The following is a 16,776-nucleotide window of genomic DNA, read 5'->3' on the forward strand; positions in this document are numbered from 1 at the left end:
GGATGCCAGCCAGGGGGACATATGCACGGGGCGCGAAGCGGCGGGAAGAGATTCTCGGCGTCGCGCTGGCGACGCTCGCGGAACGCGGGTACCACGCAACCAGCCTGCGCGGCATCGCCCGAACACTGGACATCGATCCAGCACACATCGGCTACTACTTCGGATCACGCGAGGGGTTGCTTCGCGAGGTGATCGAGCGGTGGGACGCGGACCTGCATGAGCGCACCCAAGGTCTCGACCAGTTCGAGGTCCTTCTCGACGCGCTTCGGTTCAACGCCGGTGTCCGAGGAATCGTGCACCTGTACCTCTCTTTCGCCGCAGAAGCCGCGCAGGAGACGCACTCGGCGCACGCGTACTTCATCACGCGCTTCGAGGGGCACGCCGCTCGAACAGCCGAGACCATCCTCGAAGGGCAGAAGCAGGGTCTCGTGCGAGCGACGGTCGATGCGGGTGATGCGGCAAGGCGCATCATCGCGATAGCCGACGGCATCCAGATGCAGTGGCTGCTCGACCCCTCGCTCGACACCCCGGCGCTGCTCGGGGCGACCATCGACGACCTCTTCGTCACGGGGACTCGGACCCGCGTCCGCCCCGCCTCGAGCTCCCCCCCAGTAGCCTCGGTCGACTCGAGCGTCAACGGAGGAGGCGCGTATCTCCTGCGCCTCCCCCGCCGATGCTGGAGTTCGGACTAGGCACGAACAGCCAAGACCTGTGCGGTCCGGTTCGCTGACCCTCCTGCGGGATGTGACCCCACGACAGACTTTACACACTGTTGAAAGTTGTGTGCGAACAATCATGGTTTGGCTCCTCCGGAATCGGCTTTTGCGTCTCCCCACCCGATCGACCAACGCGAGCTCGCGCCCGAAGACGACGGGAACTAGACCTTGGGCTTGATCAGACACGACTCGGTCTAGGCGCCCCGCGACACCAGGGCCTGCAGCTTGGGAAGGAAATTATGCCGAGCGGTCGCCGGATCGGGCCCCCGGTCAGTTGGACGCTCTCGAATGAGTGCACGGGGCCGCTGGGTCACGAATGGCTTCGAGGGGATGATTTCTGAGGGACCGTTGGGCGGAGCGTCCGGTCGATGCGGACACACCCGTCCGTGGTCGTCTGCGGGCAGACGCGCACGGCGACGTACTTCGGCGCCGACGCTGGCAGGGCAGCAACCACGAAGGAACCAGAGGAGCTTTGACCCGCGGCTTCACTCGTGCGGGTGTCGCCCGCGGTCATGAGCGGTCCACCGCTGCGAGCACCGCCTGGACGGTGTCGCCAATTCTCAGGCCGGTCGCCAGGCACGCGTCGACGTCGTCCATCGTTCGGTGTCCGGTCGTGGGTGCCACCCGGTCGATGTCGAGCCCGGAGTAGCGGGCGAGGAACAGCTCGACGCTGGTGAGGTCCACGCTGCGGTGGTGGAGCTTCGCGAAGGTCAGCGGGAGGTGCTCGCGCAGGAAGTTGCGATCGAGAGTGATCGAGTTGCCGACGAGCACCAGCGGAACGCCGTCTGCGTGCGACTCGAGGTAGGCGGCGATGCGCGCGTCCACGTCTGCGACCGTCAGACTGGCGCGGTCGACGTCGGCGACGAGTCCGCTCTTGGTGTGCATGTCCACGACGAAGTCGTTCATGCGGCCACGCCACGGGAAGACGGGGAAGATCGAATCCGTGGGGCTGCGCTGGGCGACAACGAGCGATATGCCGTCGTCGACGGGGGAGAGGCCGTTCGTGACGACGCGGGCGGCGACCTCGAGGACGATGCCAGTCTGCTCGCCGAGACCGGTGGTCTCCAGATCGATGGTCTCCAGATCGATGCAGACCATGAGGGACGGGTGCGGTTCGGGAGTGCTCGTGTTCCGTCTATGCGGGGGACGTGGACTTTTTGATAGTTCTCGCGGGACTAGGAGGGCCCGGCCCGGCTTGTGTGCCTGGCCGGGCCCCACCGATGTGTGCCTTAGGCGGGCCAGCTGATGGTGACGAAGCCGCTCCCGCCGCTACTCGGAGGTGAGAAAGTCCCGCCGTTGGATGCGACGCCCTGTGTGCTGGTGGCGATGAGGGTCGGATTCGAGACAACGAAGTTCGATCCCGCACCGCCGCCGCTGCCTGCGGCTGAGGCATTCGAGTTGGCGGTGTCCCAGATGCGTGCGGCACTTCCACCGCCCCCGCCCGCGTAACCTCCGCCACCACCGCCAGAGGAGGATCCAGTTGGTGCCGAGTTGGTGCCACTGACCGAGGCGCCGGTGCCGCCATTGCCGCCGGCGTTTGCGCCTGTGCCGGAGTTTCCTCCGGCCGTGCCGAAGGTTCTGGCGATGTTGGTGTTGTTGGCGGTGCCTGCGACCCCTGCGGCGCCTCCCGTAGCTCCTGTCGCGGAGGCGCCACCGGTCTGTTGGACGTTGAAGCCGTTGAAGTCTGCTCGCGAGCCACCGCCAGTCGCTGTTCCGGGGCTTGCCCCGTTCCCGCCGTATATTCCAGTGATGTTCGCGTTGCTCGCGTTGGCGTCTGCGGACCCGCCACCGCCTCCGCCACCCGCCACTGCGACGAGGGTGGTGCCTAGGCGAAGTGCGCTGCCGGCGCCACCTGCACCGCCTGTTGACGAGATGCTTGCAGGCGTCGCGGGGTCTTGGGAGTTACCTCCGTTGCCGTAGCCCTGTCCGCCAGCTGCTGCTATGTCGGGTGAGGATGGGCCGGATCGTCCGCCGCTGGCGGCGATGACGTTGAAAGTTTGGCCGGGTGTCACGTTGAGCGTGACGGTAACGAGAGCGCCGGCGGCTCCTCGGCCTTGTTGGGTCATCTGGCCGTTGAAGCTGCGGCCCGCTCCGCCGCCGCCACCGGCGATTGACACCGTGATCCTCGAAATGCACGGGGGCACGATCCAAGTACCGGTCACGGCAGCAGTGCCTGCAGTTCCTCCGTTGAAGGTGATCGTGCCCGTCTCTCCACAGGAGGCGGCTGCAAACGGGGCTACAGCTCCGGTCGCGATGATGGGTACCGACCAGGCTCCCGCAGTGAGGAGAGTCCGGCGCGCGGGATTGGATTCTGAGGGAGTGGTGGTCATGGGTCCTCTTCGATGTGGCGAGCCGGTTCGCGTTCCCCGGCTTGAACGGTCAAAACGTGCTTCGGGCTTTGGGCCGCTCAGCGATCCACGCCCCCTGGAGACGTGCAAGCCAGTGCGGCATATGCTCAGCCGGTCGGACACACTCTTGGGACGGTGGGGTCGTTCGCCAGATTAGAAGCCCGCTAGGGCTCGACTGGATCGTCAAGACAAACTGACGCGAACGCAGTACCTGCCGGCACGTAGGTGCGGGCTTACAAGTACGACGGCAGATGAGTTGTCGGAACGCGACGCTGTTCAGGATTGTGGCTCGTGCCCGGATTTCTGCCCATCGGTGTCGTCGATCAGCTTGTCGATGTCGACGTCGACGGTGACGGCGACATCGACGGGACTTGGAACGCGGAGGGTTTGCGCCGCGTGCTCGCCAGACTCCAGCGCGCGCTGCTCGGCTAGGGCGCGTTGGAGTGATCTCACGGAGCCGAAGCCAGAGAGCTTGGCGACTCTCGCGAGTTCTGCTCCTGTTGGACGAGCCTCGCGGAGATGGGCATTGGCCAAGTTCACCCTGGTTCGACGCAGGAGCTGGCCGGGAGTGGTTCCGGTGCCGTCGAAGACAGCGTGCAGGCGAGACTTTGACATTACGAGGTCAGTCGCCAGGTGTCTGATTGTGAAGGAGGGGTCTGTGGCGTTCGAATCGATCACAGCCATGGCGCGCCCGATTTCCTCGGACTGGGCGTAGGACGTGAAGGAGTACCGGTCGCGGGCAGTTGAGTCCAGCGAAGCGGCGAGGAGGTTCTCGAGCCCCCGCCGCCAGGCAGGGAATGCTGCCGAGGCCTCGGTCATAGGAGAGGCCAGCGAAGCATGGGCCGCGCTGATGAAGATGGAGGCGATTGTGGAAGCGACGCTGACAGGTGTGCCGTTTCTGAGCAAGTCCGGGTTCTGAACCGTCAGCCGGGTCTTGAGCGTCGCGAGCACCACTCGTGACGCGGGCTCGTGGGTGATCAGCGAGAACAGATCTGCGTTGCCGTGGACAACGTGGTCTCCAGGGCGAAGGGTGTGCGTGCCGGCCTCATTCACCACTTGGTGGTCGCCAGACACACCGACGACGACGATCGCCCGGACGTTCGGTTCGGTGTCCGAACCGATGATCTCGATCTCGGCCGGGGTGTGCCAGATGCGGCCAATGGCGAAGGTATCCGTCCAGATGAGATCTGCGTTCAGGCGGAATGTCCCGCGGTAGGAGCGCACGTGCCAACCGCGCTTGCCGAGCCAGTCCACGGCATCCGGGCCTGTGAGGTGTACGTCGCGGTCGTCCGGCACTCGGTCTTCTTTCGCTGGGGGGAGCGTCCTGGAGGGGACCAGGGAACTGTTGGGCACCGGGCGAACCCTCGGCAACTCCAGCGACGAAAAATCCTGTCCCGGTGTCAGCGAATCCGCGACTCGACGCGAATGTCTCAATTCGCGGGAACAGACCTCGCCTATATCCCATGAGTGGGGATCTCATCGGGACCTAGCCGTGTTCCCCTCAGTGATGCTATGCGCCTCGGGCCATCCACGTGCGTGTTGGGGTGGTTGAGGACCCCACCTTGGGCGACAGTGCCAAATCGTCCTCGAGTTCGACACGAAAGTCCACGATCTGTGTTTCGTTTCACTGCGGTGCACGGCTGAGAGAGAGCATCAAGCGCGAACGCAGCAGCGGGTTGCGCTTCCCTAATTCCACGGAGTTTCACCGGATGGCCGACCTGGATCCGAACGAAGGAGATCGCGCGCGCAGTATCGTCATCCACAGCACCGCGTGGTCAGTTCCGATTTTCAGTGCCGCTGTCGCGACTCCGACTGTTGCTGCATCGGGTGGGTGTGCGAGCGGAACCATCGTGTGGAGCGACCCCGGATTTGTGCGAGATTCCAGTGTGTCAGGACACGGAACCGTGACCGCTATCGGACCGAGCGGCAGTACACCGATCGACTATCAGATCACCTCCACCATCCAGGCCGATGGCGCCCTCAAACCAGGTTCCGAGAATCTCAGTGCGAGTGGTCAGGGACTCAAACTCGACTCGACACCACGGGAGACCCTCGCGCCGGACGTCTTCGATCCTCAGTACAGCAGCGACACACGCGTTGTCTTTGACGCTCCCATTCGAAATGTCCGATTTCGCATCGGTGACGTCAAGACAATCGGAACCCCCAAGGCAATCGTTGCCAAGCAGTGGGTTGGTATCCGCAACATCGTTGGGCGTCAAACCGTCTCAGCAGCCGCTGGAATGGGGATGACCTACGAGACCGCTCCAGACATCTACTCCGCCCATGTCTTCGGAGGAGTGAACCCCGAGGACCCGGACCGCGAAGTTCGATTTGTCCTGGGCGGCCCCATCACCGAATTCAGCGTCTTGTTCAAGCGCCAAGGTGTGGCTGCAGGCGGCGGCATCCACCTCACGAACTTGAACTTCGACCTCGACTACTGACCAAGACCAACACCGCCGTCGCACAGACCATTCAAGAGAAACCAGGAACATGAACAATCCCCAGCCCGCCCACGTCTCCCGACGCACGATCGTGACCGCTGCAGCGTGGACCATCCCAGTCATCAGCGTTGCGACAGCTGCTCCTCTCGCGGCAGCTTCGACCCTTCTGTGCACGAGCACCGCCACCGCGTCGGCAGTCGCCGTCGCCGGCAATCCCTCGGAATGGACAGCGACCGTCCCGGGAAGCACCACGACCTACACCGTCCGTGCTGTGTCAACACTCGGCCCGGGAACGACCACCACACAGAACGGCATCTCCCACAACCTCACGGATGACGGAGCAGGATGGAACGGGGAAGCCGCTGCAGACGGCAGCGACGACTACGAGTTCTCCGGCTTCGGCGCACCTGGATCGCTCGTGCTTAATCAACGCGTCGATGGCACGACCGCACCGGCCTCGACCTTGGCCCCGACTCAGACGCTCACATTCGAATTCGTCGACAGCACGGGGGCAGCGTTCACGCCGAAGAACTTTGAGCTGACCGTCTTCGACATCTCTTCAGTTGCCAACTCGGGCTGGCGAGCCACCTACTGGGACGCCGTGGGCTTCAGCGTCACGCCAGAATCGATCACCCCGAGCTCAGTATCGGCTGGAGTCGGCACAGGCACGCTCGCGGATCCATTCCACCGCGAAGGCGACAACGAGTTCACGCCACTGGACTCCGATTTCCTCGACGTGTTCCGCTTCGCTACCTTCCCAACTGGCTCGACGATGCTCTACACGCAGAACGGAGGGGCGCAGGGGTGGCAATTCATCTCCATCGCCGGCCTCAAGTTTGACGTCGAAGTTCCCTGCCCGCCTGCCAACTAAACAGAAGACGCTCGCCATTCCAGGAGCCGAGGTGTCCTGCTTCACCGTCACTTCATCCCGAAATCGGGTCGTCAGTGCAGTCGCCCCGTGAGCGAGTCGTACGCTGTCCAAGCCGCTTCCCGGTCAGCCCCGGCGCGTTGGGGAACCTGCATGCGGGCCCCGTTGGACAGCGGCACCAGGCCCCGCCGGAATCACTTCCGGCGGGGTCTTCCATTTTCGTCCGGATCGCATCCAATGCACGGCGATGCAACGGGGCAAAGTGGTTTTTGGACGTCCGGCCCCGGGGCGCCGGTTGAATGCGACACGCCGTGCGGACACCCTCACAACCGAACCCTCTTTTGACCCCAAAAACCCCCGAAAACCCCCCGTTTTGAACCCGCAATCAGTCCGTGCGAACCCGTAGAGTTTGACTCAGGCGGGTCGAACAGGCCCGGGAAATCAAGGAAGTCGGGGCATGCCGGTCATGCTTAGGCAGGTGGCTCAGAATCGGCAGGTTGATGGTTCGAGTCCATCTCAGGGAGCAGTAAGAACCCCAGCGCCTCAGGCGCTGGGGTTCTCTCGTTTCGGCGACCGTCTCAAGGATCGCGACGGTAACACGGGGCTCCGGCGCGGGTTGCCGACTGAGCGCCGGACGTGGTCCTCTTGAGGGGCCAACTCCGAGGACACACAAGGGCGTGCAGTCGATGACGATGAACGATTCCGAACAGCGTCGGACGAACTGGGCGCGGTCATTGACCTACTCCGCTCGAGAGGTGGCGAGGCCGCGCTCGATGGACGAGTTGTCGAGCATTGTCGCGAGCTCCGACCGGGTGCACGCACTCGGCACACGACACTCCTTCAGCGACGTTGCGGACACGGCCGGCGTGCTTGTGGACCTCGGCGGGCTTCCGGTCAAGCTTGACATCGATGCGTCGACAGGAACTGCGGCGGTGAACGCTGCGGCAACGTACGGGAAAGTCGCGCCCGCGCTCGACCTGGCGGGCTTCGCGCTCCACAACGAGGGTTCGTTGCCGCATATCTCTGTCGCAGGGGCCACCGCCACAGGGACGCACGGGTCAGGGTCGACCCTCGGTTCCCTAAGCACAGTCGTACGGGCATTGGAGGTTCTCGGTCCCGACGGATCGGTGCGTACGTTCAACTCTGATTCAGGAAGATTTCCCGGCGCTGTCATGCACCTGGGACTGCTCGGGGTCGTAACGCGGGTCACGTTGGAACTCGAGCCGAGCTACAGAATGCGACAGGACGCGTACGGCCCGATGCCGTGGAATACGTATCTCGACAAACTGGAAGAAATCCACGCCGCCGGCTACTCGGTGAGTGCTTTTACGAGTTTCGGTGAAACCGTGCACGAGATCCTCGTGAAATCACGAATTCCTGACGGCGCCCATGACATCGAAATCGTGAACGACCTGTTGGGAGCGCCACGGCTTTCGGGAGATCCGGGTGGCACCTCGGTCACCGCGCGAGACGGATCGGTCGGGCCCTGGTGGGATCGCCTCCCGCACTTTCCAATCGCATCAACGCCCAGTGTCGGCTCGGAACTCCAGAGCGAGCACTTCGTGCCTCTCCGGCATGCGGGATCAGCCCTCGAGGCGGTCCGCGCTCACGCTCGGCGCCTCCTGCCCCTCCTGCACGTCAGCGAGCTCAGGACAATGGCAGGTGATGACCTCTGGCTGAGCTCGACGCAGGGTGAGGACGTGCTCTGCATCGCCTTCACCTGGAAGAAAGTCCCAGAAGCCGTGGCGGAATTGCTCGTCGATATCGAGAGGAGCCTCACGCCGTTCAGCGCCCGCCCGCACTGGGGCAAACTCACCTCTCTCGATCGCGACTCGATCAGCGACCTCTATCCGCGCCTCCCGGAGTTCCGCCGTCTCGTGACGGAGCTCGATCCAGACCGAAAATTTGCGTCGCCGTTCAGCGAACGTCTACTTGGTATCTGAAATGAGCGCTACCGAGGCTGACGGCTCCCAGAGGGCCCCGTTCTCGAGGCCGTTTCTCGCCTTCCTTTCAAAATCGACTCTTCCGCATTCGCAAAGCGCTCTTTAGACTCGGACACGTTGCCCTTGAAGCACCAACCGCAGGAGACTCCTTTGCCGAAGTCGTCCATCGCCACGCCAGACACTCACCCCGACATTCCAGGCCGCCGTGCACGCCGCGCAAAAGAGCGCCGCCGGGCCAGGCTCCTCGCTGTGCCAGTTGTCGCGGCGACGCTCGGGCTGATCGCGGCTGCGTCGATAGGGGCCGCAGCGGTGACGGGTGCAGTTGATGATGGCCAGTCGACAGTTCCCGTCGTGAGCTCCAAGGAAGCGGATGGCGTCACCTACACGGTGTCGGGGACCGTGCCTGAGCAGCTCATCGGAGCTCGCGATGTGCCTGTCGTTCAGAACAGCGCCGCTGGCGCGACCGGTGGCAGCGTTGCCCCGGGCGTCCAGTGGCCGGTCGACATGAGTCTCGTTCGAATCTCCGACGGGTTCGGGCCGCGCAATTCTCCGTGCTCAGGATGTTCCTCAAACCACCGCGGCCTCGACATGGCCGGCCCACAGGGCACGCGGGTCGGGAGCATCGCCAACGGTGTCGTCATCGAGTCCGTTCCGACCGACGGGGGAGGCCTCGGCGCTCACGTTGTTGTCGAGCATCGGATCGACGGCCTGCAGGTCCGATCCGTCTACGGTCACCTCATCGCAGGGTCGCCCGCAGTCAAAGTCGGGGACGAGGTGAAGACAGGGCAGCTCGTCGGCCTCCTCGGCAACACCGGAGCATCCACCGGGCCGCACCTTCACCTGGAGACGATCGTCGACGGCACCCACGTCGACCCGCAGAAGTTCCTCAACAAGTACGCAGACGGAGCGGCCGTCGACATCTTCGGCGAGGTACCGACCTGGAGTCCACCCTCCGGCGACCCTCAGAAGGACGACGGGTGGATTCCTTCGGAGTCCACCTTGACGCCGCCACCTTCCTCCGTGCCTGTCTCGACTCCACCCCCGGCCGGGTCGCAGTTGACACCGCCGCCTGGAAACAGTTCCGTGCCAAACCCTTCACCTTCGGAGAGCGGCTCGCCGACGCCACCGCCGTCGACGACACCCACCGGCGAGCCGGAATCGCCGAGCCCGTCACCGTCGAACTCGAGCGAGCCGACGCCGTCGAGTCCTTCGAGCGAAACGAACTCGGCAACTCCTGCGACCCCGCCAGAGTCCTGATCCGCGCAGCCACGGCCTGAGCTCGCGCCACTTCCAGACCCGGGTAATCGGAGGAGGGGGCATCCCTGCTATCGTCGCGTCTGGTGCGGTCCAGCGGAAACGACGCGTCGCGCCAACGGGGGATTGGTCGGGGGGTCGCAGGGCGCACTCCTGACTCGGTGACGGCGCTCTTCGAGCGCGCCGACACACATCCTCCACGCCAGCGCTGCTGCCGCGTCTCGTCCTGCTGTTCTTTCAGCGTGACGATAGGAATCCCGGATGCGATCCGCAGCGAAACAGTCAATCATGGTCCTGGCGCTTGGCCTTGCTCTCGTGGCGGCGCCCCTCACGCCGGCCGCCGCGAGTCCCGCGTCGCCTCCACCGACCTCGGACGCGCCGGTCGACGGTCAGCTCGTGGATGGTGGGGTCCAGACCCCGCAGCCGACGGCCACAACGCCGCCCACGAGTGACGTCACGCCAGCTCCGGTCGAGCCTTCGCCGCAGCCGCAACCCTCTCTGCCCCCGGTCGTCGATGCGCCGGTCGAGTCGTCCGCGCCGGGCGAGGGAGCGACGCCGACGCCGACGCCCGTCGTGACGGTTCCGCCGACTCCGCTGCCACCCGTGCCAAGCGCGATTCCCGAATCGCGTCCGTCCGGGGCGAGAACGGCCCAGTGCTACGGCTCGTCCTCCATCGACTACCTCTGCGGTGGCGGTTACCTCGGCCGGCATCTTGCCGGGTGGAACGTGCTCAATCACGGGGTGGGGTCGATCGGCCCGGTTGCGATCGGCACGATCGCAGGCGTGTACCAGACGGCCCTTGCGCGCGCCGTCACGATCCCGAGTTCCGGTGCGGTCAACCTCGGTAACGTCACGGGCCTGCCGATCGACTCGCGAACTCTTGGTCGGATCATCTTCGACGTCGAGATCGCCGGAGTCGCGGGACAGATCACCCACTACCCAGACCTCGCGGACACCAGCCTGCACTGGAAGTTCACGCGTCACGGCTCGGGGAGCGCCGTCTACGCGGGAGTCGGAACTGCCATCAACTCGCTGGAGAAGCCGCAGCCGGGCTCAACAAGCGTGCTCTGGGTTGGGGCCAACGGCATCGAGGACATGCAGCGCGTCAAGGACGTCATCTCGGGAATCGTCGAAGCCGGCAACCGTGTTGGTGCGACGTCCTACGTGATCCAGTTGCCCCCGCGCTGGGACTTCTCGAACCCGCTCAACCACAACCGTCACCAGGTCAACGACTGGATTCGGGCGACGTACGGCGAGCGGGCGATTCCGCTCGCCGACTACCTCTCGAACGGAGCACTGGTCGATGCAGGGCGCGTACCGAGCGCCTCGGACCGAGAGACCATCGCGATGGGTCTCAACCCGAGGTCGTTCTGGATGGCACCCGATGACACGACGCACATGAATGCCGTCGGCATGAACGTTGCCGGCAGGTATCTCGCGCGTTGGGTGAATGAGGGGTACACGTACTCGCAGGCGGTCCTGCGCTTCGACGTGAACTCGACGGCCGCGATCCGAGTCGAGGGGTCTCGGGTAACGGTTTCGGGGCACGCCTTCGATTTGTCGGACCTCTACGCGACCATTCCGGTGGGCATCACCGTCGACGGCGCCTGGAGCGCGCTCACGGCGAGCTCCCCTTCCCCGCAGCTCGGGAGCTACGGCGTGCCCGGACAGCATGGGTACACGGCTGCATTTGACCTCCAACCAGGGAGCCATGAGGTCTGCACCGTCGGCATCGGCTTCGGTGCGGGGCAGCACAGCTACCCGCCCTGTCAGACCGTCGTGGTCGCCAAGCAGGCCGCGCCACTCGGCAGTATGGCGATCGCAGACGCTCCATCACGCACCAAGGCGATCTACGGCTGGACATACGGTCCGAGTGCTCCAGGTCGTTCGCTTCCCGTCGCGATCCTGGTCGACGGGTCCTGGCATCACCTCGTGGCCGCCGACAGGCCTTCGGGCTATCTCAGCGGAGTTCCCGGGCAGCATGCCTTCTTCACGGCAGCGGCGTTCACTCCTGGCAATCACACGGTCTGCGCGGTTGCCATCGAGTCATCGACGAACATGGCGAACCTCGGCTGCCAGGTGTTCACGATCAAGTAGGTGGCGGGGAGCGGTTCTCCGGGGATTCTCGGTGCCAGGCCTCTAGTGTTGCTGGGGGACCCGCGTGGGCTGGCCCGGGAGTGAGTCGAGAGAAACAGGGATGGGCCAACTTTGATCCGCACGTACAGTGCTCCGCGGGCCGACTGGCGCGCGAGGTTCGATTCCATTGGCTTCACCTTCTATGACATGGAGTCAGAGGGCGGTCGTCCGTATTGGCAGGAGGAAGCCGCCTACGGCTTCTCGGGCGGCGAGGTTGACGACTTCGAGCGGGCCACGGCAGAGCTCTTCCGTTTGTCGATGGAGGCCTGCGAGCGAGTCGTGCGAGACCGACGCTTCGCGGAGTTCGGCATCCCCGTCGAGCTCTGGGACCTCGTCGAGAAGTCCTGGGATGAAGATGACCCGACGGTCTACGGACGGTTCGACCTCGCCTACGACGGGGCCGGCACCATCAAACTGCTCGAGTTCAACGCGGACACCCCCACGTCGCTCGTGGAGTCGGCGGCCGCGCAGTGGCAGTGGCTCGTGGAGACCCGCGGCGCGACCGCCGACCAGTTCAACCTCCTGCACGAGCTGCTCGTGGAGCAGTGGGTGCACATTCGCGTGCAGCGTTGGTTCCTGCCGCAGGGAGCGCGGCTTCACCTGGCTTCCCTGCACGACGACGGCGACGGGCAGCTCATCGTCGAGGACGCGGACACGGTGAGCTACATGGCTGAGACGGCGCGCCTCGCCGGCTTCGAGGTGAAGCAGATCTACATGGAGGACGTGCAGTTCGACGAGGCGTCGCACGGCTTCGTCGATGGTGACGGTGAGCGCATCGATCGGATCTTCAAGCTCTACCCCTGGGAGTGGATGGTGCGCGAGGACTTCGCGCAGTACTTCCCGACGACGCGTGCGACGACTGCCTGGGTCGAACCGATCTGGAAGATGCTGCTCTCGAACAAGCAGCTCCTCGTTGTGCTCTGGGAGCTCTTTCCGGAGCATCCGCTGCTCCTCGCCGCGTACGCGACTCCAGAGCGGCTCCGCGGCAAGGCCTATGTCGAGAAGCCGAAGCTCGGGCGCGAGGGGGCTAACGTCACGATCTACGACATGGTCGGACGCAAGACCGCCGAGAACGGCGGCGATTACGGCGCGGAGGGCTTCGTCTACCAGGAACGAGCCCGGCTGGCGAACATCGATGGCAAGACGGTCATCGTGGGCTCCTGGGTTGTGGGCGAGACGCCCGCGGGAATCGACGTGCGCGAGACGAGCGGGCCGATTACGGGCGACCTTGCCGAGTTCGTGCCGCACTACATCACCGACCACGAGGAGCGGCCATGACCTACGAACCCAAGCTTCGCCGCAGCAGCGGAGTGAGCCTTTCCGGGATCACCCGACCTTCCGCGCCCAAGACCGTGGGCGCGATGGGCATTGCCGCCGCCATGATGTTCCTGGCCGGATGCAGCACGGTTCCTGAAGAGGGGATCGTCGTCGAGGGTGCAGACGGGGAGAATTACGTGGTCCCCGAGGGCGCCGAGCGACCGACCTACACGTCGAAGGAGGACTGCCTCGCGGATGTGAACGAGCAGATCCAGCTCCTGGTGCAGCAGGGCGAACAGGTTGAGGGTGATGCCGAGTCGCTGTGCGAGTCGTCGAGCAGCTACGGGACGCACTACAGCTCCGCCCTCTGGCTTGGCCCCATGCTGTTCGCCTCCTCGCGGTGGAACAGCACGAGGGTCAGTTCCTGGGCGCCCGTCACCTCAGGTGGTTTCGCTGCCCCGGGCTCGGCCGCCCACTCTGACGTGGCCCAGAAGGCACCAGCGGGCGCAACGGTCGGTTCGCGCGCGCCGCTGAAGAACGGCTTCGGGTCGACCGGAAAGTCGGGCTTCGGCTCGACGGTCAAGGGCAAAAGTGGCGGTGGCGGCAGCTCGACCGGTGGTTGACATGCCTGCCCAGGGTTTCTTGGGCGGGAGAATGAGTGCATGAAGCCAGCGACTGTGATCCGCCGCGACGATCTCGAGCCCAATCCCTGGCGGAATGGCTTGGGGGTGACGCGCACCATCCAGTCCATGGCGGATGGAGGCGGCTGGTCGCTGAGCATCGCCACGATCGAGCGTTCGGCTGTATTCTCCATCATCCCTGGAGTTCAGCGAGTGCAGCTGGCGATCGATGCAGTGCGCCTTGTCATCGATGGCACCGAGTCTCGTCTCGACCGTGGAGAGCAGGTGCGGTTCACGGGCGAGCAGAGCGTGAGCGGCGCATCCGCTGGAGAGACCTCACGGGTCCTCAACCTGATGTACGCGGAAGGGACTCCAAACCTCGGGCTGAGCATCATCCGCAGCGCGCACGGGTTACCGGACACAGCATTGGCAGCCGTCGTCCTCGCTGGAGTGCTCGAGGTTTCGGGGTCGAAGCTCGGCTTCCTCGACTCGGTGATACTCGCGCCTGGCGGATATGCCGAGAACTTCAGTGGCACTGGCCAGATCGCCGTCGTCCACGTCGTGAGTTGATGAAGCGCTCCCCAGTTCACGGAGCTTTGGGCTGCCACCTGGTGGTCAGGTCTTGCCATTGAATGACATATGGGCTGTACTAGGCGGAGACAGTCCCGGCCGTCACTTCATCCGTTCCCGCCGGATCTTGTCTGCACAGAAGGAGACAAGATGGCCGAACCGTCGACGCGAACCGTTGAACGAGCACTGTCGTTACTCGCGTTGGTCTGCGAACGCGGCAGCCTGAGCCTCGCCGAAAGCGCTCGGCTCGCCGAACTCTCGCCGAGCACGTCTCTGAGGCTTCTGCGCACCCTCGAGTCGGCCGGATTCGTGCGGCGCGACGAGATCGGCGAATTCCACGCGGGAAGCCGCATCGTGCAGCTGGGTGCGCAAGCGCTGTCGAACGATAACCTCGTGCGGCTGTGTGCGCCGGTTATGCGTGACGTCGCAGAAGCGACGGGGGAGTCGGTGTACCTGAGCGTCGAGGGCCACGGTGACCAGGCTCTGTATATCGCCATCCACGAGGGCGGCCACTCCGTCCGCCACACGAACTGGGTCGGCCGGACCATCCCGCTCGAGGGGACGGCCTCCGGTCAGGTGCTGCGCGGGGGCACCCCGCCAGGTGGCTATGCAGTGGTCGAACGTGGCATCGAGAAGGACGTCACCGCCATCGCCGCTCCGATAGCCCTCCGGCAGCGCGTCATCGGCTCGCTCAGCGTGCTTGTGCCGAGCTATCGCATCACGAAGACGGAGATCGGGCGCTATGGCCGATTGCTTGTCGCAGCCGCAGCCAGCGTCGAGAGCAGTCTCGGCGCGGAGTCGACCCCGGCACCCCCCCGTCGGGGTATGAGCAGACATTCTCTGAAATCCCCTCATCGAGACGCACCAAGGAAGTTGCAGATGAACACGCACAAGAACATCAGGGCAGCACGCGGGACGAAGCTGACCGCGAAGAGCTGGCAGACCGAGGCTCCGCTTCGCATGCTCATGAACAATCTCGACCCAGAGGTGGCCGAGCATCCGGAGAGCCTGGTCGTTTACGGCGGCACGGGTAAGGCCGCCCGAAACTGGGAGGCGTACGACGCGATCGTCCGCACCCTGACGACCCTCGAGGATGACGAGACCCTGCTTGTCCAGTCAGGCAAGCCTGTCGGTGTCTTCCGCACACACGAGTGGGCTCCCCGCGTGCTGATCGCGAACTCGAACCTCGTCGGGGACTGGGCGAACTGGCCGGAGTTCCGGCGCCTCGAGGCTGCCGGGCTCACGATGTACGGCCAGATGACTGCAGGCTCGTGGATCTATATCGGCACTCAGGGAATCCTCCAGGGCACCTATGAGACGTTCGCTGCGGCAGCCGAGAAGCGTTTCGGTGGCACGCTCGCGGGCACACTCACGCTCACTGGCGGCGCTGGAGGCATGGGCGGAGCCCAGCCGCTCGCCGTCACCATGAACGAGGGCGTCGTCCTGATCGTCGACGTCGACGCGAGCCGCCTCGACCGCCGGGTGAAGCACGGCTACCTCGACGAGATGACGCACGATCTCGACGTCGCGATCGCGCGCGTGCTCGCGGCGAAGGCTGCCCGCGAACCGCGATCGGTGGGGGTTGTCGGCAACGCGGCGACGATCTTCCCGCTGCTCCTCGAGCGCAGAGTCGCCATCGACATGGTCACTGACCAGACAAGCGCGCACGACCCGCTCGCCTACCTGCCAGAGGGCGTGAGCGTCGAGGACTGGGAGGCGGAGGCCGAGCGAGACCCGGAGGGCTTCACGGAGCGTGCTCGCGCATCCATGGCAAAGCAGGTCAAGGCGATGGTCGAGTTCCAGGATGCTGGTGCCGAGGTCTTCGACTACGGCAACTCGATTCGCGCCGAGGCCAAGCTTGGTGGCTACGAGCGGTCGTTCGACTTCCCCGGGTTCGTGCCGGCGCATATCCGCCCCCAGTTCGAGGAGGGGCGCGGCCCGTTCCGCTGGGCGGCGCTCTCGGGTGACCCCGCTGACATCGCCGCGACTGACCGCGCGATCCTCGAGCTGTTCCCCGACGACGAACGACTGCACCGCTGGGTCAAGGCCGCTGGCGAGAAAGTGCACTTCGAGGGCCTGCCAGCCCGTATCTGCTGGCTCGGCTACAAGGAGCGCCACCTCGCGGGCCTCAAGTTCAACGAGATGGTCGCTACCGGCGAGCTCTCCGCGCCGATCGTGATCGGGCGAGACCACCTTGACTCCGGCTCCGTGGCCTCGCCGTACCGAGAGACCGAATCGATGAAGGACGGATCTGATGCGATTGCCGACTGGCCGCTCCTGAACGCGCTGCTCAACACCGCATCCGGAGCGACCTGGGTGTCGCTGCACCACGGCGGAGGCGTCGGAATCGGCAGGTCGATCCATTCGGGCCAGGTCATCGTGGCCGATGGGACAGACCTCGCGGCGCAGAAGATCGAGCGTGTGCTCACCAACGATCCCGGAACGGGGGTCATGCGTCACGTGGACGCCGGCTACGAGCACGCCGCCGACATCGCAAGGGAGCGCGGGCTGCGCGTCCCGATGTGGGAGGGAGTGACCGAGTGACCGAGCGGCCGAACGCCGCGGCCGAGACAGGTAGCGAGCCGTCGATCACCGCCAGGTCCTCCAGAGCGGCGGTGCTGCG

General features: G+C 65.1%; 13 protein-coding genes and 2 pseudogenes. 12 read left to right on the forward strand and 3 right to left on the reverse strand.

Annotated elements, in window-relative coordinates:
- Positions 1-2: 2 nt before the first annotated feature.
- The gene (locus C5B85_RS02725) at positions 3-692 is read left to right on the forward strand and encodes a TetR/AcrR family transcriptional regulator (RefSeq protein WP_104284510.1); all 690 of its coding nucleotides are present in this window, start codon (positions 3-5) and stop codon (positions 690-692) included.
- 534 nt (positions 693-1,226) lie between these two features.
- Here the strand turns inward: C5B85_RS02725 and C5B85_RS02730 are convergent.
- The 3 genes from C5B85_RS02730 to C5B85_RS02740 all read right to left on the reverse strand — a co-directional run bounded on the left by C5B85_RS02730 (position 1,227) and on the right by C5B85_RS02740 (position 4,360).
- Positions 1,227-1,814, reverse strand: coding sequence for an exonuclease domain-containing protein (locus C5B85_RS02730; protein ID WP_104284511.1), 588 nt, complete (start codon positions 1,812-1,814; stop codon positions 1,227-1,229).
- A 131-nt stretch (positions 1,815-1,945) separates the two neighbouring features.
- Complete coding sequence (locus C5B85_RS02735; protein ID WP_146077818.1) at positions 1,946-3,046, reverse strand: hypothetical protein; 1,101 nt, start codon at positions 3,044-3,046, stop codon at positions 1,946-1,948.
- Positions 3,047-3,340: 294 nt separating this feature from the next.
- Positions 3,341-4,360: a helix-turn-helix domain-containing protein gene (locus C5B85_RS02740; protein WP_104284513.1), complete on the reverse strand. Its 1,020-nt coding sequence runs from the start codon at positions 4,358-4,360 to the stop codon at positions 3,341-3,343.
- Positions 4,361-4,773: 413 nt separating this feature from the next.
- Between C5B85_RS02740 and C5B85_RS02745 the strand changes: the two genes are divergently transcribed.
- From C5B85_RS02745 to hutU, 11 genes and pseudogenes are all read left to right on the forward strand, one after another.
- Positions 4,774-5,505, forward strand: a complete 732-nt coding sequence (locus C5B85_RS02745; RefSeq protein WP_104284514.1) for a hypothetical protein — start codon at positions 4,774-4,776, stop codon at positions 5,503-5,505.
- Positions 5,506-5,554: 49 nt separating this feature from the next.
- The gene (locus C5B85_RS02750) at positions 5,555-6,376 is read left to right on the forward strand and encodes a hypothetical protein (RefSeq protein WP_104284515.1); all 822 of its coding nucleotides are present in this window, start codon (positions 5,555-5,557) and stop codon (positions 6,374-6,376) included.
- Between the two features lie 689 nt (positions 6,377-7,065).
- Positions 7,066-7,500, forward strand: a pseudogene (locus C5B85_RS19740) (FAD-dependent oxidoreductase); the annotation flags it as partial.
- 45 nt (positions 7,501-7,545) lie between these two features.
- The gene (locus C5B85_RS19490; RefSeq protein ID WP_258070548.1) at positions 7,546-8,316 is read left to right on the forward strand and encodes a D-arabinono-1,4-lactone oxidase; all 771 of its coding nucleotides are present in this window, start codon (positions 7,546-7,548) and stop codon (positions 8,314-8,316) included.
- Positions 8,317-8,466: 150 nt separating this feature from the next.
- A complete protein-coding gene (locus tag C5B85_RS02760) occupies positions 8,467-9,573 on the forward strand; it encodes a M23 family metallopeptidase (RefSeq protein ID WP_104284517.1) in 1,107 nt (368 codons plus the stop codon).
- Positions 9,574-9,831: 258 nt separating this feature from the next.
- Positions 9,832-11,667 (forward strand): hypothetical protein, encoded by a 1,836-nt coding sequence (locus tag C5B85_RS02765; protein ID WP_104284518.1) that lies wholly within the window; start codon positions 9,832-9,834, stop codon positions 11,665-11,667.
- Between the two features lie 111 nt (positions 11,668-11,778).
- Complete coding sequence (locus C5B85_RS02770) at positions 11,779-12,984, forward strand: glutathionylspermidine synthase family protein (protein ID WP_219819323.1); 1,206 nt, start codon at positions 11,779-11,781, stop codon at positions 12,982-12,984.
- Positions 12,981-13,586, forward strand: coding sequence for a hypothetical protein (locus tag C5B85_RS02775; RefSeq protein ID WP_104284519.1), 606 nt, complete (start codon positions 12,981-12,983; stop codon positions 13,584-13,586). Before C5B85_RS02770 ends, C5B85_RS02775 begins: the two co-directional genes overlap by 4 nt.
- Before the next feature lie 39 nt (positions 13,587-13,625).
- On the forward strand, positions 13,626-14,153 hold the full coding sequence (locus C5B85_RS02780) for a HutD family protein (protein ID WP_104284520.1): 528 nt from the start codon (positions 13,626-13,628) through the stop codon (positions 14,151-14,153).
- A 150-nt stretch (positions 14,154-14,303) separates the two neighbouring features.
- A pseudogene (locus tag C5B85_RS19680) lies at positions 14,304-14,465 on the forward strand (helix-turn-helix domain-containing protein); the annotation flags it as partial.
- Positions 14,466-15,032: 567 nt separating this feature from the next.
- Entirely contained in the window at positions 15,033-16,697 is a 1,665-nt protein-coding gene (gene hutU / locus C5B85_RS02785) for a urocanate hydratase (RefSeq protein WP_258070579.1), read from the forward strand.
- The last annotated feature ends 79 nt before the right edge of the window (positions 16,698-16,776 follow it).

Source organism: Pseudoclavibacter sp. AY1F1, assembly GCF_002931075.1.
Classification (GTDB): domain Bacteria; phylum Actinomycetota; class Actinomycetes; order Actinomycetales; family Microbacteriaceae; genus Pseudoclavibacter.

Bases quoted from the DNA above. Each gene is read 5' to 3' on its own strand.
- C5B85_RS02725 (WP_104284510.1), top strand. From the start codon at position 3: ATGCCAGCCAGGGGGACATATGCACGGGGCGCGAAGCGGCGGGAAGAG.
- C5B85_RS02730 (WP_104284511.1), bottom strand. From the start codon at position 1,814: ATGGTCTGCATCGATCTGGAGACCATCGATCTGGAGACCACCGGTCTC.
- C5B85_RS02735 (WP_146077818.1), bottom strand. From the start codon at position 3,046: ATGACCACCACTCCCTCAGAATCCAATCCCGCGCGCCGGACTCTCCTC.
- C5B85_RS02745 (WP_104284514.1), top strand. From the start codon at position 4,774: ATGGCCGACCTGGATCCGAACGAAGGAGATCGCGCGCGCAGTATCGTC.
- C5B85_RS02750 (WP_104284515.1), top strand. From the start codon at position 5,555: ATGAACAATCCCCAGCCCGCCCACGTCTCCCGACGCACGATCGTGACC.
- C5B85_RS19490 (WP_258070548.1), top strand. From the start codon at position 7,546: ATGCACCTGGGACTGCTCGGGGTCGTAACGCGGGTCACGTTGGAACTC.
- C5B85_RS02765 (WP_104284518.1), top strand. From the start codon at position 9,832: ATGCGATCCGCAGCGAAACAGTCAATCATGGTCCTGGCGCTTGGCCTT.
- C5B85_RS02775 (WP_104284519.1), top strand. From the start codon at position 12,981: ATGACCTACGAACCCAAGCTTCGCCGCAGCAGCGGAGTGAGCCTTTCC.
- C5B85_RS02780 (WP_104284520.1), top strand. From the start codon at position 13,626: ATGAAGCCAGCGACTGTGATCCGCCGCGACGATCTCGAGCCCAATCCC.
- hutU (WP_258070579.1), top strand. From the start codon at position 15,033: ATGAACACGCACAAGAACATCAGGGCAGCACGCGGGACGAAGCTGACC.